Source organism: Burkholderia sp. APQ4-4ca, assembly GCF_057837105.1.
Window position 1 is genome coordinate 344521 of record NZ_JBYQCG010000072.1, and the last position, 19498, is coordinate 364018.

Consider the following 19498-nt stretch of genomic DNA (forward strand, 5'->3'; position numbering starts at 1 on the left):
CGACGAACGCCGTGTGCGCAAGGGCGGGCGGCGAGCGGCCGAATCGCGGGGAATCGTGCTGATGAAGGGATGCGTCAGCACGATATGCGCATCCTCGTTTCCGTAGCGTAGGCCGTTACGCGGCAGCCGGTTGCCAGTGACGCGGGTCGGCTTCCCGCGCATGCGTGCCCGGCGACGCCCCATGTACGCCGGACGGCATCCGGAACGCGGCGACCGTTTCGGCCAACTCGCGGCCCTGCGCCTCGAGCGACTTGGATGCGGCCGCCGCCTCCTCGACGAGCGCCGCGTTCTGTTGCGTCGTCTCGTCCATTTGCGTGATCGTCAGGTTCACCTGGTCGATGCCGCGGCTCTGTTCGGCCGACGCGGCCGCGATCTCGCCCATGATGTCCGTCACGCGCGCGACGGCCTGCGTGACGTCGGACATCGTCTTGCCGGCTTCGCCCGCCAGCGCCGAGCCGTCGCGGATCGTCTGCACCGATGCAGAGATCAGTTCCTTGATTTCCTTGGCCGCCGTCGACGAGCGCTGCGCGAGATTGCGCACCTCGCTCGCGACGACCGCGAAGCCGCGGCCCTGTTCGCCCGCGCGAGCGGCTTCGACCGCCGCGTTGAGCGCGAGGATGTTGGTCTGGAACGCGATGCCTTCGATGATGCCCGTGATGTCGGCGATCTTCGACGAGCTGTCGCCGATCTCCGTCATCGTGTCGACCACGCGGCCGACCACCGAGCTGCCGCGTTGCGCGACGTCCGACGCATTCGCGGCGAGCGTGCTCGCCTGTTGCGCGTTTTCCGCGTTCAGGCGCACCGTCGACGTGAATTCCTCCATCGTCGCCGCGGTCTCCTGCAGCGACGCAGCCTGTTCCTCGGTGCGCTGGCTCAGGTCGAGGTTGCCCGATGCGATTTCGCCCACCGCGTGTGCGATGCTGTTCGACGAGTCGCGCACGCGGCCGACGATGCCGATCAGCCGCTCGTTCATCGTCCGCAGCGCGTCGAGCAGGTCGCGCGTTTCGTCGTTGCCGCGTACCTCGATGCGGCTGCCGAGATCGCCGTTCGCCACCGTGCGCGCGACGTCCACGGCCGAGCCGATCGGCGCCGTGATCTTGCGCGTCAGCCACAGGCCGCCGCCGGTCGCGATCGCGACGGCAATCAGGCAGATGCCGGCCAGCAAGTTGCGCTCCACCGTGTAGCGATCCGCGAATGCCTGCGCGATCTCGATCTCGCGTTCGTGCGTATAGGTCGCATAGGCGTCGGTCGCACGCACCAGTTGCGCGAGCAACGGGCGGCAATTGTCGTCGATGTCGGCGATCGCGTCGTCCTTCTTGCCGGCCTGCGCGAGCCCGACGATGCGCAACGCAACGGGCCCGTAGCGGGCCTCGATGCGCACGATGTCGGCCACCAGTTCGCGTGCGCGATCGGAGGTGTCGGCCGCGTTCGCCATGCGTTCCTTGAGCTTCGCGAGACGGTCCTGCACGTCCTTGTGCGCCTGGTTCACCTCGGCCAGTTCGGCTTCGATGTCGGACGGCCGGGTGACGAGCACGAGGTTGCGCGCGGCGATCGCGCGCCGGTCGACCGCGGTGCGGATTTGCGCGGACAGGTTCGCCCGCGCGTTGATGCCGTTCATGTAGCGTGAAAACTCGGTATTCGTATCGGACAGCGCCTTGAGGGCCACGCCCGACACGATCACGACGACTGCGGCGAGCAGGCCGAAGCCGCCAAGGAGTTTTGTTTTGATGCTCATTCTGGCGATTTTCACGTTGTGCCCCTGCGCGTGTGGTTGGCAATTTGGAATTTATCGTTCGACAGATACGGGCTCGTGCCGGCTTTAACGGGTAGTCGGAATGATTCTTTACCCTTCAAAAACCCTGATGTTCGTTTTTTTACTGAAGCGGGCTTTGCGGATAGGCGTTATTGATCCAGATCAATAAGTTGCATGCATCCGTAATTCACTGGTTTATGCATGAAATTTGAAATTGTTTTTGCTGGAGAAATAAAAACCACTCCCTTTAATACAGTCATCTGGGAGTTGTGTTTTGATTTATGGATAACCGGCGGAATTTCGGGGGATTGAGTCCGGAAACCGGTATCGAGAACCGGCGTGCGCCGCCCGACGGGCGCAATGAAGGAATGAACGGCCCCGGCGTGCCATGCCGGCACGCCGGACGGGGCCTGCGGCGGGCGCCGCGAGCCATGTGAGGTCAGAACGTGGTGCGCAATCCGGCCATCACGCTGCGGCCGCCGGCCGGCGCGAAGCCGCGCACCACCGACGTCGAGTAGCGGATCTCCTGGTTCGTCAGGTTGTCGCCGCGCAGGTACGCGAGCCAGTGCGTGGGGCCGACGCGGAACTTGTACGTCAGCATCACGCCGAGCGACGTGTAGCCGTCGGTCGAGAAATCGTCGTCGGGCACGCGATGCTGCGACCACGCGTGCGTGACCTGCGCCCGCGCACCGAACGGGCCGTAACCGTAGTCGGCCGCGAGCGTCGCACGCAGCGGCGCGATGCGCGGCAGCGGCTGACCCGTGTCGACATTGCGCGCGTGCGTGTAGTCGGCCGTCAGTTCGAGATCGACCGTGTGGCCGCGCCGTGCGAATGCGCGCCACTTGCCGTCCAGCTCGATGCCGTAGAACTCGGCGCGCACGCCGCGATAGATCGCCTCGTTCAGCGAGCCGTCGGTGCCCGGCGCGACCGGTTCGCCGTCGTCGTCCACCACGCGGCCGGTGTTGTACTCGGTCAGGTAGTTCGAGAAGCGGTTGTAGAACACGCCGATGCTGCCGCGGTTCGGCCCGCTCGCATAGCGCAGCGACAGGTCGGTCGACACGGCTTTTTCCTTCGATGCGTTCGGGTTGCCGATCAGGAACTGGCCGGTCGCATCGTGCGGGCCGTTCGAATACAGCTCGTAGAAGGTCGGTGCGCGTTCGGTGTACGCGACGTTCGCCGCGACCGACCAAACCGGCGTCAGCGAGAACAGCGCGCCGGCCGACAGGCTGCCCGCATTGAAGTCGCGCGGCTGCGCACCCGCGAATTTCTCGACGCCGGCCGGATCGGGATCGACCTTCACGTGCTCGAAGCGGCCGCCGAGGCTCAGCTTCAGCGCGGGAACGACCTGCCATTCCTCGAGGCCGAACAGCGCGACGCTGTTGGTGCGCGTGGACGGCACGAGCATTTCGTCACCGAGGGCCGAGAACGTGTTCTGGCCGAACTGCACGCCGATCGCGCCTTCGAATGGCCCGATCTTGCGATGGCGCGCCTCGATGCGCGCCTCGTAGCCGCGGTTGCGGAAGGTGGTCGCCGTCTCGCCATTGTCGACTTCCTTGTGGCGGTAGTCGGTGTACGCGAAATCGAACTTCAGCTTCGTGAACGGCCCGCTCAGGTTGCGTACCTCGGACGCGAACGCGAGGCGTTCCTGGCGCATCCGCAGCCGCACGTCGCTTTCCGCGACGGAGCCGTAGTTCGATTCGTAGCCGCTGTACGAGAGGCCGGCGAAGCCGTCCGCCCACGTGTACGACGCGCCGACCGCGCCGCCGTGCACGCGCCCGTCGCTGTTCGGCACGTTGCCTTCCGGTTGCGGCGTGTCGGGGCCGTCGATCGCGCGTTGCTGGCTGCTGCGCGCGTAGCCGGGAATCCGCAGCTTGCTCGTTTCGCGGTCGAACGCATCGACGTGGAACGCGAAGCGGCCGTTGCCGCCTTCGACTTGCGCGGCCCCCGCGCGCACCGAATTCGCGCCGCCATAGCGCGCGTCGAGCGCGCCGGTCACGCCTTCGATCGCCTCGCGCGGAATCCGGTTGTCGATCGTGTTGACCACGCCGCCCACCGCGTTGCCGCCGTACAGCAGCGCGGCCGGGCCGCGCACGATCTCGACGCGCTCGATCGACAGCGGATCCTCGGGCACCGCATGGTCGTACGACAGCGACGACGCGTCGTAGGCCGCGACGCCGTTCTGCAGCAGCCGGATCCGGTCGCCGTCCATCCCGCGGATGATCGGACGGCCGACCATCGGCCCGTAGGTGGTGGTCGACACGCCGGGCAACCCGTTGAGCGTTTCGCCGAGCGAATCGGCCTGGCGGCGCGTCAGCGCATCGCCCGAAAGCTGGACGGTCGGCGCGATCAGTTCGGTGTCGCCGAGCGGGTTCGCGGTCACGAAAATCGGCGCGAGCGGCGCGGCGGCCGGCGTGGGTGTGCCGGACGCGGCGGGCGCATCGGCCTGCGCATGAGCCGCGGCGGCGAACAGGATCAACGACAGGGACGAGAGCGGGCGAAGCGGTAAGCGAGGAAGGTCGCGCATGGTCGGTGAATCGGTTGGAATCGGATCGGATAACGAGCGATGCGGGTCACCGCTGGATACGATATATTGTTGCGTATGTGACGCGCAATGACCCGTTGGAACATCGCTCGGCGAGGCCCGGCCACCTGGGTTCGGACGGCGTCAGGCGGACGAGCACGCGAAATGATATGTTATATCATTTCAAATTCCAAGCCGAATGGCGGGATTCCGTCGGCTTTCTGTCGGATCGGTGAAATGGTCGCGTGGGCGGCGAAGCGGCGTGCGTGCGCTGGGTCGGGCTTTCGCGCCGCACGACGCCCACGACGCCGCTCGTGGCGAAGCCATGTCGGCCGTTGCATCCGATCCGTTCCGATGCGTTGACGCGTATCAACGTGCGCCGATGCCGAAACCGGATACTGGGTCGCTCATCGACCAGACAGGAGCAACGCATGACCCAGACCATGAAAGCGGCCGTGGTACACGCGTTCGGCGAGCCGTTGCGCATCGAGGAAGTCCCGATCCCCGCACCGGGGCCGGGCCAGATTCTCGTCAACATCAAGGCGTCGGGCGTCTGCCATACCGATCTGCACGCGGCCGACGGCGACTGGCCCGTCAAGCCGTCCCTGCCGTTCATCCCGGGCCACGAAGGCGTCGGGATCGTCGCGGCGGTCGGCGCGGGCGTCACCCACGTGCGCGAGGGCGATCGCGTCGGCGTGCCGTGGCTCTACACGGCTTGCGGCCATTGCGAGTACTGCAGCACGGGCTGGGAAACGCTGTGCCATGGCCAGCAGAACACCGGCTATTCGGTGAACGGCAGCTACGCGGAATACGTGCTGGCCGATCCCGATTACGTCGGCCAGTTGCCCGCGCAGGTGGCGTTCGACGAGATCGCGCCGATCCTGTGCGCGGGCGTCACGGTCTACAAGGGCATTCGCGTCACCGACACGCGGCCGGGCCAGTGGCTCGCGATCTCCGGCATCGGCGGTCTCGGGCACGTGGCCGTGCAATATGCGCGTGCGATGGGCCTGCACGTCGCCGCCATCGACATCTCGCCCGACAAGCTCGCGCTGGCGCGGCAACTGGGCGCGCACCTGACGATCGATGCGTCGGTCGACGACCCGGCGAAAGTGCTTCAGAAGGAAATCGGCGGCGCGCATGGCGTGCTCGTCACGGCCGTGTCGCGCAGCGCGTTCGCGCAGGCGCTCGGGATGGTCCGTCGCGGCGGCACGGTGGCGCTCAACGGCTTGCCGCCGGGCGATTTCCCGTTGCCGATCTTCTCGACCGTGCTGAACGGCATCACCGTGCGCGGGTCGATCGTCGGCACGCGGCGCGATCTGCAGGAGTCGCTCGATTTCGCGGCGGAAGGCCTGGTGCGCGCGCACATCCATCGCGACCGGCTCGCCAACATCAACGACGTATTCGCGAAGCTGCGGGAAGGGAAGGTCGACGGCCGCATCGTGCTGACCGACATGCATTGATGCCGTGAACGTGCGCATGCCGCCGCGCGACGCATGGCATCGCGGCGGCGGCGTGACGGTCATCCTCGCATCACGGCGCGAAGAATACGTCGGTGCGGTTCGTCAGGTTGCCCGCGTTGGTCTGGACGAAGAACGGATGGAACGACGACGACGGGAGCACGTCGAGCCCCTGGTAGTCGCCGATGAAGAACCCTTCGGCGTTGGGCGCGAGCTTCATGTCGAACGGGCCGCCGACGCGCCGCTCGTCGGCGAACGTGGCGCCGGCGTCGTGCGAGATCTTGCGCCAGAAGCCGGTCGGCAGCGTCGTCGTGTTGCCGGCCTGCAGGTCGCGGAAGTCGTAGTACGTGACCATGACCGCCCCCGTGTTGTCGACGCGCACCGACGGATTGAACGCGGGGCGCCCGGTCGGCGTGTTCGCCTGTTGCGGCGCGCTCCAGGTCGCGCCGCCATCCTTCGACGTCGATAGCGCGATCTCGTCGTACGCGCCGCCGTTGAAGCGGCTGTCCTGCCACGCGACGTAGAGCTGCCCGGATGCCGGGTCGATCGCCGGCTCCGGAATGATGTCGCCGGTGCGCACGGGTTCACCGGTGTTCGGATCCGTGACGCCGGCCGTCTGCAGCCCCGCGATGATCCGCGGTTTGGTCCACGTCGCGCCGTCGTCGGTCGACTTGACGAACGCGACCTTGCCGGCCGCCTTGTTGAACGGCTGCTGGATCAGGTCGAAGAAATCGTAGAGCGTGCCGCTCTTTGGATCGACGACGATCTGGTTGCCGATCGTCTGCTGGCGCGACGGCACGTCGACGATGACCTTCGCGGCGCTCCACGTCTTGCCGCCGTCGGTCGTCTTCGAGAACAGCGTCGGCCCGCGGTACGCCTGCGTGTGCAGGTTCGCGTACGGGTTGCCGTTCGGCAGTTCGAGGCGGTCCCATACCGCATATGCGGTGCCGGCCTTCAACGGGTTGGCGGTCACCGATTCCTTGTCGTTGAAGAACTGCGTCGTCGGCTCGTCGTTCGCGATCAGCACGGCCGGGTTGCTCCACGTCTGCCCGCCGTCGGTCGACACCGACGCGCCGACCGCGTTGGCGTTGTTCGACTGATTGAACGAGATCGACACCGAGTAAGCGGTGCCGTCCGGCCCGAACGAGACCCACGGATCGGACGCACGTTCGTACTTGAGCCCGCCCGGCGCGCAGGCGCTGAACGGCTGCGGCGTGCGCGCCCAGGTTGCGCCCGCATCGAACGTGTAGCCGGCGACGAGCCCGTGGGCGCCGCCGTTCGACCAGCGGTCCTGCTGCCACACGCCGATCATGTTGTTCGGGTTCGCCGGGTTGACCGCGAGCCACGGTTCGACTTCTGCATTCACGTAGTTGGTGCCGGGGCCGCCGATGGTGCACGCGGCGAACGGGCTCGGGCCGGACACGACGACGGGCTCGGCATGCGCGGCGGCAGCGGCGGCCAGCGCCATCGCGGCGGACAGGCGGGTGACAAGCGGATGGGACACGATCATGCGTCGCATGGACGACTCCTCGGTGAGGTGCGAACGCGATGGCGGGGCACGACGAGACGACGCGAGCCGGGGCGCGGTCAATCGTGCCGCGCACGTCGTGACGTGCCATTCAGCGTGCCGCTTCAGTCATCGCCATCCGCGTGCGCTGGATGCCGCCAGCGCTTCGGTTAAGACTCCTCTTCGTTTTCAATGCTTGTCGGGTGTGTCTGCGATGTCGACCCGACGGGAACGCCAGTCCGGGCATGCGACGAATGTGTCGAAGTGGATTGCAATGTAGGCGATTCGAATGTCGCGCGACAGGCGGTTTTTTGTAACAGGACGTAGCCGGAAAGCGTTGCCGGAAGCCGGTGGCCGGCACGCAAGATTTGCCGTTGCATTTGCCGTTGCAGCGGCATGAAAGTCGAATCGAAGACGCGAATCGCAATCGCTTGCGATGGAGGCCGGCGCGCGCCGGTCGCGAGCGCGATGCGCTGTTCAGCGCTCCGCCGGAAACCGCTCCTGCAATGCGTGCAGCCAGCGCGCGACGACGTCGAGTTCGTCGTCGGAGAAGCCGTCGCACAGCTTGCCGTTGAGTTCGCGCAGCAGCACACGCGCACGCTTGAGTGCCGCGTGGCCTTCGTCGGTCAGGTACAGCCGCGTTGCGCGGCCGTCGTCCGAATCGGCGTGACGCGTAATGAGGCCGGCCTTCGCCATCCGGTCGGCGAGCCCCGTCATCGCGGAGGGCGCAAGCTGCAATGCGGCGCCGACTTCGCCGATCAGCGCGCCGTCCTGCTTCGCGAGACAGAACAGCGCACCGGCCTGCGCGGCGCTCGCGCGCGTGTCGGCCTCGGCCTTGCGGTCGATCCAGCGCTGCACGCGCCGCTGGCCGATGTTCAACAGGAAAAACAGTCGTCGGTCTTCGCTCAAGCTGGGTTCCCAGCTGCAATGGAAAGGGAGGGACGGCCCGCGGCGCGTGGCGTGTCGAGCGCCTGCGCGAGCCAGTCGGCGACGTCCGGCCACAGCACGACGCCGGGCCGGCTGCGAAAGAAGCCCATGTGCCCGACCGGGCCGCTGCCCGCCGCGCGCGGATCGATCTGACGGCGCTCGACCTTCGCGCGGGTCAGATAGCTTACCAGCAGGCCGATCGCGGCCGGGTTCGCCCACGGATCGTCGTCGAAGCCGAGCGCGAGGATCGGCAACTGCTGCTTCGAGAAGCGTTCGGCCGCGCCGAGCGTCGGATCGTCGAAGAAGTAGTGCGGCAGCGTCGTCCAGCGGCTCCATTCGCGGAACACGCCGGCCGGCAGATCCTCGCCGAGCCCGAGCCGCCTGCCGGGCACGTAGCCGAGCAGCGCGGACGTCAGCGGGCCGAGCACGCGCAGGATCAGCCGCACCTTCAGGCGTTCGGCCGCGTGCGCGATCAGCCGCGTGCTGCCCGCATGCGCGGCGACCAGCACGGCCGCGCGCAGATGCGGCGTCGCGCCGGACAGGCCGATCGCGTGCCCGCCGACGCTGTGGCCGACCGCCAGCAGCGGCAACCCTTCATAGGCGTGCCGCGCCCACGCGGTCGCGGCGCCCACGTCGAGTTCCATCCAGTCGCGCATGCGGGCCCGCAGCGCGCCCAGGCGCGCGGGCCGCGATGCGCCGATGCCGCGATAGTCGTAGGTCAGCGCCGCGAAACCGCGCTCGGTCAGGAACCGCGCGAAGCCCGCGTACAGCCGCTCGGGCACGGCCGTCGCCGGATGGATCAGGACCAGCGCGCACGGTGTCGCGTCCGGCGACCACAGCGTGCCGTGCAGCACGTAGCCGTCCGCAGCGGAAAACTCGATAGGTTGGGAGGGCATGGTCGTGCTCGCTCGGGCAGTTATTTCGTATGCGAAATATAATCGGGAATTTATTTCGCGCACGAAATATCCGTCGAGGAATTCTTCGAACTTCACGGGGCGGCGGCCGGCGGCGAGCACCGGGCATGCACGCGTACTTCATAAAATATTTGCATCTTTGCAGAGAAGAAGATTGCATTTGTGTCATGTCGTGGATCGACAGATCTTCACCGGTTCCATCCATCTCGCCGGCGGTTTCGCACGGCGGACAAAACGGACAAAAGGGCGTCGCCGCCGTCGCGCGGCTGCCCGCCAACTTTCCGGAGGATCATGTTGCTGAGCCGAATCGTCACGGCGCTCTTGCTGGCGCTCGCCGCGCAGCCGGGCATCGCCAAGGACACCGTCACGCTGCGCGTCGGTGAACAGAACGACTTCAACACCCAGGCGTCGATGGAAGCGTCCGGCGTGCTGAAGGACCTGCCGTACACGATCGAATGGAAGCACTTCCAGGCCGCCGCGCCGGTGGCCGAAAGCCTGAACGGCAACGCGATCGACCTCGGCTTCCTCGGCGATTCCGCGCTGCGTACCTGATGCCGATCGACGCGGCCAACGCGCTCGCGAACGGCTCGGTCGATGCGGTATCGCGGTGGGAGCTGTTCGTCAGCACGCTCGCGTTGCGGCAGGGCGCGCGGCCCGTGACGACCGCGCAGGGGCTGATGCCGGCGCTGAGCTTCGTCGCCGCGAACGAGCAGGCCGCGTCGCGCAAGCGCGCCGAGATCACCGATTTCCTGCGGCGCGTGGTGGCCGCGCGCCAGTGGGTCGACAGCCATCCGCGCGAGTACGCGGACCTGTGGGCGAAACGCGCGAATCTCGAAGCCGACGTCGCGTATCGCTGGCTCGACAACGCGAAACAGCGCGTGAGCCCGGTTGACGAGACGGCCGCGAAGGATGCGCAGAACACGGCCGACTTCCTGCACAAGTCAGGCGTGATTCCGGCTGCGTACGACACGTCGAAGCTACTCGACCGCTCGTATGCGGGCGCGTTCGCGGCGCCTCCCCGAGTCGGGGCTGAACCGCCGCCGGTTACAATCCGCGAATCGGACCATGGGCCATGGCCGACGAGAGCGGGATCGCGAGGCGCCGCACGGGTAGCGCCGTCTTACGATTCGAAATCAGAAATCGAATAACGAAGCGAAGCAATCGATGCGAAAGATGGCAGGGGTTTTACTGGCATGCGGGGTGCTGGCCGGTTGTGCGAATACCGGGGCGAATCGTGGTGGCGCGTACGATCCGGCAACGGAAGCGCGGATTCGGGTGTATCTGGGCGCCAGTTCCCATTTTTATTTCAACACCACCTGCGAACCGACCGACGACTGGTTTCTCAAGGGGCCGCCCGGCATGGATGTAGCCGTGCCGGGTTTTACGCGTGCACTGGCGGGCAACACGACGATCGGCATGCCGCTGCCGGATGACGCATACAAGTACTACGACGAGTACGTGGTCAAGGCGAACCTGCCGCTCACGATGACGTTTCAGATCGGCGGACAGCGGATCATCGACATGGGCGCGGCGGGCACGACCACCATCAGCCAGCGCGTCGAGCATGTTGCGCGGTCGTTCGTGCCGCAACCCGGTCTCGACTATGAAGTGTTCCCCTACGAAGCGAAATGGGGAATCGAGGCCAAGCTGCGGCAACTGCATGTGAACGGCAAGCAGGTGTCGACGACCGACGTGGACCTGGCTCGCGCGCCGCGCTGCCCGTGACGGACCTCGCCGAAACCTGGCCGGATTGGCGCGCCGCGCTGCCGCGCGTCAGAACGACGGCAACCCCGGCGGATTGGTCTGCGCCCGTGCGATCGCCTCGCTCTGCAATCCCCAGCGCGCGAGCGCCTGCCCGTCGCGGCCGTTGCCGATCAGCGCATTGGCGCGAGCGTCAGCGCGGGCGCGAGCCCGCTGCCGCGACGCGTCGCGATCGCGACATCCGCATTTAGCACGAACGCGCCGTCGGGCGGCGCGAACGGTTCGGCCGGGTAGCGCGCGAATTCGCCGCGCGCCGATAGCGCCTCCCCGCCGGCACGCCGCTCCCATCTGGTTACCGGCTCAACGCGCCATGCCGCTCACGCGACATTCGGCACGTGGCCGTCAGGGGCGCGAGTGCCAGGCCGGAGTCCGCCGCCAGCGTGGCGACGGATGTTCCTCGAATTGTCGCGTCAGCGCGAGGCGATGATCGTCGACGACGACGGCGTTCAGGCTGCCGCCTGAGGAATCGCGTCCTGCCGATCGCCGCCCAGGATCTCGACAAGGCTGGTCAGCATCCGCGCCAATTCACCCGTCATCAGCGTGAAATCCGAATCGAAGCGTTCATCGTCGTTCTGCGCGGTGGGATCCGCTGCCTCCTTGATCACGTCGAGCGGCGTGACGCGCTTGATCGTCAGCGACGGTGTCAGCACGAACGAGATCCGGTCATCCCAGGTCATCGCGAGGCGCATGCACTGTTTGCCGGCTTCGATGTGCCGGCGCATGTCGTTCGCTTCCAGCGCGTGGCCGACGTATCGCACCGTGGCGCCGCCTTCGCCGCTCGAGCGCAGCTCGGCGTCCTGATCGACGGTGAATCCGCCCGGCGCGTCGCCGGACAGCAGCCAGTCCGTCATCGCGGCGACCGGCGAGCGCGCCACCTGAACGCCGGCGAGCGGCAACGGGTCGATCGATTTCACGAGCAGGCTGCGAACGTCGTCGGCAAGCGCCTGGGCCGCCGCATCGATGACGAGCCGGCCGTTCGCCGTGTCGATCCACACGCGGGTATCGCGGCGAATGCTGAATGCGCGCGGCAGCAGTTCGTCGGTCACCTGTTCCTTGAGTTCGCGCAGTTGCTTCCGGCCGACCTTGAAGCCCTGCTGCTCCTCGACTTCGAGGGCGCGCGCTTTGGTCACCTGATTGACGACCGACGCCGGGAGCAGTTTTTTTTCGGCACGAAACAGCAGCAGCATCTGCCGGTTGTTCGAATACACGAGCGCGCCGTCGTCACGCGGCGACGCCCATCCGGCACGCTGCATCTCGACGCTGCCGCCCGGCTGGAACGCGTGGGGCGCCAGCCATTTTTCCATCTGGTCGGGGGTAACGGCCCAGGGCGCGGGAAGATGATGAAGCTGAAGGTTCTTGAACCACATAGGCGTACGGGCAAAGCGCGACATTCTAGCTGACGAGGCGGTTAGCGGCCAGTTGCGGACATTTGATGCATCGATCCACGATCGTGGGCAGTCCCGCTATCGGAAAAGAGAGACCATCGACGGCTGCGTCAGGATTGATGACAATGAAAGCCATTCCAACAAGAGGGCAAAAACAATGATGACTTCCGGCGACGGCCTGACCAGCCCGGCGCGGCTCCTGCGACTCGCCTCCTGGGCGATTGCGATCATCTTCGCCGTTTTTCTGAACATGCTCGGCAGTCTCGTGATCCGCGACATGGCGTTCGCCCCGAGGGGCGGTCCGCCGGTCATCGAGCAGTTCGCCGATGCGCCAGCGAAAGCGCGGCTGGACGCGGCGCGGCGCCAACTGCAGACGCAGCGCGACGCGCTTGCCGAGAAGGCCGACACGATGGAAGTGGCGCGCGGCCGAGCCGCGAAGGAATACGCGGCCGAGAAGGAAAGCTTCCGCAACTGGCTGGCCACCCGCGCGGTGACAGGGGATGGGGCGAGAGATCCGGACATTCTGGCGAGAACCCGCAAGCTCGATACGCTCCAGGCCGTGGTGGTCAACTGGCAGCATCAGATCGACGCGATCGGCGACCAGCAACGGGCACTGGCATCGCAGCAGGCTCGAGTCGACACGCAAATCGCCGAAGCGGACGCAGCCGCCGAACGGCGCTTCGACGACGCGACCCGGCGCTACGAGATGCAGGTGTTCGGGCTGCGACTCGCGCTGACACTGCCGATCCTGCTCGTTGCGACCTGGCTGTTCATCCGCTACCGGAAGGCGCGCTACTGGCCGTTCGTATACGGTTTCGGCCTGTTTGCATTGAGCGCGTTTTTCATTGAACTGGTGCCGTACCTGCCGAATTTCGGCGGCTATGTGCGGGTCCTGGTCGGTATCGTGCTGACGGTATTCGCCGGCCTTTACATGATGAAGGCATTTCAGCGCTATGCCGAACGCAAACGGCTCGAATTGCAGCAGGACCGGGGCGAACGTGCACGCACGATCGGATACGAAAAAGCCGTCCGGTCGCTCGAGAAAAAGCGCTGCCCGTCATGCGACAAACAATGGAATCTCGGCGGCGACGACTCCACGTTCTGCGTGCATTGCGGATTGAGGCTTTTCAACGTATGCGAATGCGGCGGCCGGAATTTCTTCTTCTTCCCGCATTGCCATCAATGCGGCGTTGCGCAGGGGAGCGAGTCGCCGGCGTCGTCCGGCTGACGGCAGCGTGCAGCATCGGCATCCGCGCACGACGGTCATGAACGCGTCAGTCGGCTGCCTCACTCGATGACGCGCGGCGGCGTCGACAACTCCGCCAGCTGAAACAGGCAATCCCCGCGCTGGACCTGCGCGGGCACCCGCTTGCACACCACTTCGCCATCGCCGTTGAAGCGGTGCAGCACCGGTTCGCGCAACGGCGTATCGGGGAAATGCACCCGCGCGGCCGGCTGCCCGGCTTTTACCTGGTCGCCGAGTTCGACGAGTGGCTCATACAGCCCGCGCTCGTACGCATAAACGAAATGGCGATCGCCGTCGACGCGCATGAAGCGCGTGACGGTCGGCGGCGCGTCGGGCACGAGCACGCCGTGCAGCAGCCCGATATAGCCGAGGTAATGCAGCAGCCCCTGGCGGCCGAGCCGGATCAGCGACGGATCGGCCATGCCGGCGCCGCCGAGTTCGGTGACGATCGAGATCGCGCCTTGCCGACGCGCGGCCGACGCCGAATGCACGGGATTCGGCGCGTGCAGCAGCGCGTTCTGCAACCCGAACGCAACCAGCAGCCCGTGGAGCTTCTCCGCTTCGTCGGCGTCGAGCGGATCGATCGCGAGCATGTTGCCGCCCTGGTACAGCAGCGAGCTGCCGCCCGAATGCAGGTCGACCAGGTACTGCGCGCGCGACAGTAGCGCGTGCTCGATGTAGTGGGCAATCATCTGCGTCGGCGTGCCGGTCGGCTCGCCGGGAAAACTGCGGTTCAGGTTGCCACCGTCGAGCGGCGACACGCGCAGGCCCGCGTCCGCCGCCGGGAAATTCGCCATCGGCAGCAGGATCAACTGGCCGCTGACCATGTCGGGTTCGATCTCGCGCATCAGTTGCGACACGATGATCTGGCCTTCGTACTCGTCGCCGTGGTTGCCGGCCATCACGAGCGCGACCGGGCCGTCGCCGTTGCGGATCGACGCGATCGGGATCGGCAGCCAGCCGTACGCGGAGCGGTGCACCGAGTGCGGCAGCCGCAGGTAGCCCGCGTGCTTGCCTGGCGCGTCGAGATCGATTTCGCAGTGAATGGGATTTCGGGGGGAGGAGGAAGTCATGGCAGCGTCGTTCGATGAACGGAATCTGCCATCTTATAGAGGAAACGAGCGCTGCGCGCCGCGCCGGGCGCGTTCAGTGCCGAACGCCGGCACGTGTCGATCGAAATACGGTTCCCATACCGGGCTGATCCCCATTCATGCGTGCACGCACGCGCGGCGGAGAGTGTGCCGATGGCCGCGATGCACGACACGGGAGCCGCATCCGATGGCCCGTCGCGCCCATCCGTCGCGTGATTTAGAGGACCACATCGGTCGTGGTCACGCGACAAGCGATATCCCGTGAGGCCGCTTGCCGATGCCGCCGCCGCGGCCGGTCGGGCGGCGGCCGGCAGGTATTCAAGCATGTCCCGATCCGCGTCGCCCGCCGGGTCATCGCGAATAGGATAAAAAATTGCATATTGAACATGCAGTTTTGATGCACTAAGTTCATCAAGGCCGATGCCAAAAACGGCCGGCGAATTGACCTGGCGCGACGTTCAATATGAATGCATGTTTCATATAAGGCGGCGCCCCCGCCAGACGAGCGGCGACAGCGTCCGGTCGAGACGCCGACATACAAAACGGATCGCACACGATCCCCAACGGAGACACCACTGATGAGCAGCGTTATCGAGCGAGGCGCCCGTGCGGGCGCCGCGCCTTTCTTTTCGAAGGAAGCCACCATCGCGCAACCGGGGTTTTCGCGCTGGATGGTGCCACCCGCGGCGCTGGCCGTGCATCTGTGCATCGGGCAGGCCTACGCGTTCTCCGTATTCAACGGCCCGCTCACGAAAGTGATCGGCGTCACCGACTCCGCGCCCGGCGACTGGTCGCTGACGACGCTTGGCTGGATCTTCTCGCTCGCGATCTTCTTCCTCGGCTTGTCGGCGGCCTTCGCCGGCAAGTGGCTCGAACGGGTCGGCCCGCGTCGCACCATGTTCACGGCGGCATGCTGCTTCGGCGGCGGCTTCCTGATTTCCGCGCTCGGCGTGAAGACGCACCAGATCATGCTGCTGTACGTCGGCTACGGCGTGGTCGGCGGCATCGGACTGGGGCTCGGCTATGTGTCGCCGGTCTCGACGCTGATCCGCTGGTTTCCCGATCGCCGCGGGATGGCGACCGGGATGGCGATCATGGGCTTCGGCGGCGGCGCGATGATCGCCGCCCCGCTGTCCGTCGCGCTGATGAATCACTTCAAGAGCGCGACGAGCGTCGGCGTCGCGGAGACGTTCATCGTGCTCGGCATCGCGTACTTCATCTCGATGTCGATCGGCGCGCTCGCGATCCGCGTGCCGCCCGCCGGTTGGAAGCCGGCCGGCTGGACGCCGCCCGCGGTGACGAAGAACAAGATGATCACGTCGAATCACGTGCACATCGACGAAGCGCTGAAGACGCCGCAGTTCTATCTGATCTGGCTCGTGCTGTTCCTCAACGTGACCGCCGGGATCGGCATCATCGGGCAGGCGTCGGTGATGATTCAGGAAAGTTTCAAGGGGGCGGTGAGCGCGGCTGCCGCGGCCGGCTTCGTCGGGCTGCTGTCGTTGTTCAACATGGGCGGGCGCTTCGTTTGGGCGTCGGCGTCGGACTGGGTGGGCCGCAAGAACACGTATTTCATTTTCTTCGCGCTCGGCGCGGTGCTGTATTTCTGCGCGCCGCTGTTTGCGTCGTCGGGGCAGATCGCGTTGTTCGTGCTGACGTTCTGCCTGATTCTGTCGATGTATGGCGGCGGGTTCTCGACGGTGCCGGCGTATCTCGCGGACATGTTCGGGACCGCGTACGTCGGCGGGATTCATGGACGCCTGCTGACCGCGTGGGCCGCGGCGGGTATCGCGGGGCCGGTGCTGGTGAACTACATCCGCGCGTATGAAGTTGCGCACGGCGTCGTGAAGGCCGACGCATACACGATGACGGTTCACATCATGGCGGCGCTGCTCGTGATCGGTTTCGTCTGCAACCTGTTCGTCAAGCACGTGAACGAGCGCCATCACATGACCGATGCGCAGCTCGAAGCCGGCAAATAAATTCTGGAGACGCTCGAAATGAATCAAACCGTGACTGCCGTTCGTCCGACCAACAAGGCGATGCTGGCCGTGTTCTGGCTGTACGTGCTGGTGCCGCTGGCTTGGGGCGTGGTGAATACGTTGACGACGGCGATGAAGTTGTTCGGCTGAAGGGAAGGGCGCGCGGCAGCCGGATGGGGGGCGGCGTCGGGCATCCACGTGCGGTGCGCGCTGGGGTGACCCTGTCGGGATCGGCCGATGATCGATGTCGTTGCATCCAACGCCGGTCGCGATTGCCCGCGTTCTTCTCGACCGGCGAGAGGCCCCGTTAGACGACGCGGATGTTGCAGCGGTGACGCACGCCGGCGCTCAGGCCGGCAGCATTCGCGCATCCGAGTTCGCGCCGATCCCTTGTCGCGACAGGATCGGCGCGTGCAACGGGCTCACCGGCCGGATGTTTCAGCTTCGAGACGTCCTTCTTCCCACAGTGCCCAGAAACGGCTGCCGGCGCGATACGGATTCGCCCGCCGCGCGGCGTGATCGGCGACGCCCTGGCGAAACGCGCCGTACAGCGTGAGCGGCGGATTGTCGATGCATGCGGCTTCGTACGCGGCCGGCATCCGGCGGTCGGACACGAGCCGGCGGATCAGCGATGCGCCGTCGATCACCGCCTGTTCGTCGATGATGTCGGTTTGCGCGAGGACGTCGACGGTATTCATGTTGGGCTCCCTGAAACGTTCTTTCCCCATCAAGAAGCAATAAGAATGCCAGCCGGTAAATGCCGCCCTCTGCTTTGATCGTGCGGGCTTCTGCCGTCATCGTGCCGGGTGCCGGCCGGCGATGTTACGGAACACGTCACGTGACATGCGAACGCGCGGCGCCACGTGCGAACCCGCAAAGCGTTTCGGAATTGAATCGTCGGGAAGCGGCGGCAGGCCCGGAAAGGGCGGATGCGCGGCGCGCGCGGCGGCTCAGGTCGCGGCGGCCGGCGCCATGCGGCGGCTGCCGCTGCCGCTCGAGTAGAAGCAGTAGATGCCCTTGCCGGCCGACTTCGCGTCGTACAGCGCGCTGTCGGCCTGCCGGATCAGCTCGTCGGGCGAGCCGTGCCCGTCGTCGAGCGCGATGCCGATGCTGATGCCGATACAGACGGTCTCGCCGATCGACAGTACGTACGGCGCCGAAATCTGCCGGATGATCCGCGCGGCGAGGATCGAGCACGCCTGCATCGTCGTGTCGTCGATCGCGATGACGAATTCGTCGCCGCCGATGCGTGCGGCGAGCTCGCCCGGCGGCAGCGTCTTGCCGAGCCGCTCGGCCACTTGCGTGAGCAGTTCGTCGCCGGCCTGGTGGCCGAAGCGATCGTTGATCGACTTGAAGCCGTCGAGGTCGAGATACATGACGGCGAGCGCGGGGCTCGGCAGTCGCGGCCGGCGCGCGAGCATCCGCTTGAGCGCCGCATGCAGTTCGTGGCGGTTCGGCAACCCCGTCAGCGCATCGTGCCGCGCGAGGTGCCGGATATGCTGTTCGGTCTGGCGGCGCGCGGTGACGTCCTCGACGATGATCACCGCGTTGCCGTCCGGCACGCGGTGGCGCGTCAGTTCGAGCTGGCGGCCGTCGGCGAGCGCGATGTCGAGCGGCCCGGGCTCGGTGCGGCTCAGCCACGCATCGCACTGCGCGGCGAGGCCGGCGCCGCCGGGATCGGTCGCGGCATGGGCGCCGAGCGCGGCGACCACGGCCGGCAGCGGCGTATCGAGCATGATCTCGCGCGGCGAGCCGAACAGTTGCGCGGTGCGCCGGTTCGCGACGATCACGCGGCTGTCGCCGTCGATCATGCACAGGCCGTGCGGCATGTAGGTGAGGGCCGCGTCGAAGCGCGCGACCAGTTCGGCATTGCGCTGGCGGGCGGCGATCAGCGCGACGAGCACGCGGTAGTGACGCTGCACGACCGTACGCATCGCCGCGAGGTAGATCGCGAGCGGCGGCAGCAGCAGCCAAGCGCCCGGTCGAGCGGCCAGCAGCGCGCCGACGCCGATCGGCAGCACGCCGAGCACGACCTGCGTCATCGCGAGCCGCGGCAGCGCCGAATTGCGCGACGCGATCCCGCCGAACACGCCGCCCGCGACCATCACGGACAGCGTGCCGAGTTCGACGTCGGTGGCCTGCACGCAGCCCATCACGCCGAGGCCGAGCACGAAGCAGGCAACGAGCGACACCGGCGCATAGCGCATCGCCCAGTATTCGGCGCGATCGTCGCCGGCGTTGCGCCGCACCGTGTAGGCCCGTGCGATCGACAGGCGCGCAATGAGCAGGCCGACGTCGGCGACGAGCCATGCGAGGCACCACAGCTGCTGCAGCCGGATCAGCGCGACGGCCGCGACGAAGCCGCTCGCGAGTCCGGACAGCGCCATCGGGCGCACGTCCTCGAACAGCGTCACGAGCATCGACGGACGCAGCGCGGCCGTCACGCGGTGGTTGCCGGAGGGGGGAGTGGCGAGAACGGAGTTCAGGAGAGACGCGCTGACTGCCATGATTGTCGACCTCGACACGATGTCTCGATGGCTGGCGACCCATCCTTGATCTTGCCTTCGGGAAGCGGTCGGCTGTTGAACACGCGGAAGGTGTTGCCGGCAAAACGGAACGCGTCACCTTCGCGCTTCAAATCACGCCCCTTCAGCGGCACCCAGCCCAGCGATTTCCTGCCGCGATAGCGCAGGTAGGGCCGACGGTGCTGACCGCGCGAGTTCGCATATTGCTCGCACGTCGCGTTGACCGTGCCGGAGTGAATACCGAGTTCCTTGCTGCTGCCGGTCGTGAGCACATTCAAGTCGAATCCTGTAGGCCACTTCTTGCTCCACTTGAGCGCATGCTTCTGCGTGTCATTGCAGAAGTTCCAGACGTAGTTCACCGCACGGCTCTGCTTGTTGAGCAGTCCGTTGAGCGATTTCACCCGGTAGCGGTAGACAAGGATCATGCCG

General features: G+C 66.5%; 14 protein-coding genes and 3 pseudogenes. 6 read left to right on the plus strand and 11 right to left on the minus strand.

Annotated elements, in window-relative coordinates:
- Positions 1–115: 115 nt before the first annotated feature.
- A complete protein-coding gene (locus tag AC3IFE_RS07585; RefSeq protein WP_489190092.1) occupies positions 116–1735 on the minus strand; it encodes a methyl-accepting chemotaxis protein in 1620 nt (539 codons plus the stop codon).
- 457 nt (positions 1736–2192) lie between these two features.
- The gene (locus AC3IFE_RS07590) at positions 2193–4277 is read right to left on the minus strand and encodes a TonB-dependent receptor (protein ID WP_489190093.1); all 2085 of its coding nucleotides are present in this window, start codon (positions 4275–4277) and stop codon (positions 2193–2195) included.
- Between the two features lie 428 nt (positions 4278–4705).
- On the opposite strand from AC3IFE_RS07590, the gene adhP reads away from it, so the two are divergent.
- A complete protein-coding gene (adhP, locus tag AC3IFE_RS07595; RefSeq protein WP_089469870.1) occupies positions 4706–5734 on the plus strand; it encodes an alcohol dehydrogenase AdhP in 1029 nt (342 codons plus the stop codon).
- A 70-nt stretch (positions 5735–5804) separates the two neighbouring features.
- On the opposite strand, the gene AC3IFE_RS07600 is transcribed toward adhP, so the two are convergent.
- The 3 genes from AC3IFE_RS07600 to AC3IFE_RS07610 form a co-directional block, all read right to left on the minus strand.
- Positions 5805–7250, minus strand: coding sequence for a sialidase family protein (locus tag AC3IFE_RS07600; protein WP_489190094.1), 1446 nt, complete (start codon positions 7248–7250; stop codon positions 5805–5807).
- Positions 7251–7715: 465 nt separating this feature from the next.
- Positions 7716–8147, minus strand: a complete 432-nt coding sequence (locus AC3IFE_RS07605; protein ID WP_089469868.1) for a MarR family winged helix-turn-helix transcriptional regulator — start codon at positions 8145–8147, stop codon at positions 7716–7718.
- A complete protein-coding gene (locus tag AC3IFE_RS07610) occupies positions 8144–9061 on the minus strand; it encodes an alpha/beta hydrolase family protein (protein ID WP_489190095.1) in 918 nt (305 codons plus the stop codon). The genes AC3IFE_RS07605 and AC3IFE_RS07610 overlap by 4 nt, the downstream gene beginning before the upstream one ends.
- A 309-nt stretch (positions 9062–9370) precedes the next feature.
- Here AC3IFE_RS07610 and AC3IFE_RS07615 point away from each other — a divergent pair.
- Positions 9371–10095: pseudogene (locus AC3IFE_RS07615) on the plus strand (type 2 periplasmic-binding domain-containing protein); the annotation flags it as partial.
- A 148-nt stretch (positions 10096–10243) separates the two neighbouring features.
- Positions 10244–10804 (plus strand): hypothetical protein, encoded by a 561-nt coding sequence (locus AC3IFE_RS07620; RefSeq protein ID WP_089469866.1) that lies wholly within the window; start codon positions 10244–10246, stop codon positions 10802–10804.
- Positions 10805–10852: 48 nt separating this feature from the next.
- Here AC3IFE_RS07620 and AC3IFE_RS07625 read toward each other — a convergent pair.
- A pseudogene (locus AC3IFE_RS07625) lies at positions 10853–11028 on the minus strand (ABC transporter substrate-binding protein); the annotation flags it as partial.
- Positions 11029–11286: 258 nt separating this feature from the next.
- Positions 11287–12207, minus strand: coding sequence for a recombination-associated protein RdgC (locus AC3IFE_RS07630; RefSeq protein ID WP_489190096.1), 921 nt, complete (start codon positions 12205–12207; stop codon positions 11287–11289).
- Positions 12208–12385: 178 nt separating this feature from the next.
- On the opposite strand from AC3IFE_RS07630, the gene AC3IFE_RS07635 reads away from it, so the two are divergent.
- The gene (locus AC3IFE_RS07635; RefSeq protein WP_489190153.1) at positions 12386–13453 is read left to right on the plus strand and encodes a hypothetical protein; all 1068 of its coding nucleotides are present in this window, start codon (positions 12386–12388) and stop codon (positions 13451–13453) included.
- A 59-nt stretch (positions 13454–13512) separates the two neighbouring features.
- Here the strand turns inward: AC3IFE_RS07635 and AC3IFE_RS07640 are convergent, their stop codons facing one another.
- Positions 13513–14544: a succinylglutamate desuccinylase/aspartoacylase family protein gene (locus AC3IFE_RS07640; RefSeq protein ID WP_489190097.1), complete on the minus strand. Its 1032-nt coding sequence runs from the start codon at positions 14542–14544 to the stop codon at positions 13513–13515.
- A 596-nt stretch (positions 14545–15140) separates the two neighbouring features.
- On the opposite strand from AC3IFE_RS07640, the gene AC3IFE_RS07645 reads away from it, so the two are divergent.
- A complete protein-coding gene (locus AC3IFE_RS07645) occupies positions 15141–16544 on the plus strand; it encodes an L-lactate MFS transporter (RefSeq protein ID WP_489190098.1) in 1404 nt (467 codons plus the stop codon).
- Between the two features lie 18 nt (positions 16545–16562).
- The gene (locus AC3IFE_RS07650; RefSeq protein ID WP_089469861.1) at positions 16563–16694 is read left to right on the plus strand and encodes an MFS transporter small subunit; all 132 of its coding nucleotides are present in this window, start codon (positions 16563–16565) and stop codon (positions 16692–16694) included.
- Between the two features lie 272 nt (positions 16695–16966).
- Here AC3IFE_RS07650 and AC3IFE_RS07655 read toward each other — a convergent pair whose 3' ends face one another.
- The 3 genes and pseudogenes from AC3IFE_RS07655 to AC3IFE_RS07665 form a co-directional block, all read right to left on the minus strand.
- Entirely contained in the window at positions 16967–17242 is a 276-nt protein-coding gene (locus AC3IFE_RS07655) for a hypothetical protein (RefSeq protein WP_089469860.1), read from the minus strand.
- A 252-nt stretch (positions 17243–17494) separates the two neighbouring features.
- On the minus strand, positions 17495–19051 hold the full coding sequence (locus AC3IFE_RS07660; RefSeq protein WP_489190099.1) for a diguanylate cyclase domain-containing protein: 1557 nt from the start codon (positions 19049–19051) through the stop codon (positions 17495–17497).
- Positions 19052–19086: 35 nt separating this feature from the next.
- Positions 19087–19494: pseudogene (locus tag AC3IFE_RS07665) on the minus strand (RNA-guided endonuclease InsQ/TnpB family protein); the annotation flags it as partial.
- Between the last annotated feature and the right edge of the window lie 4 nt (positions 19495–19498).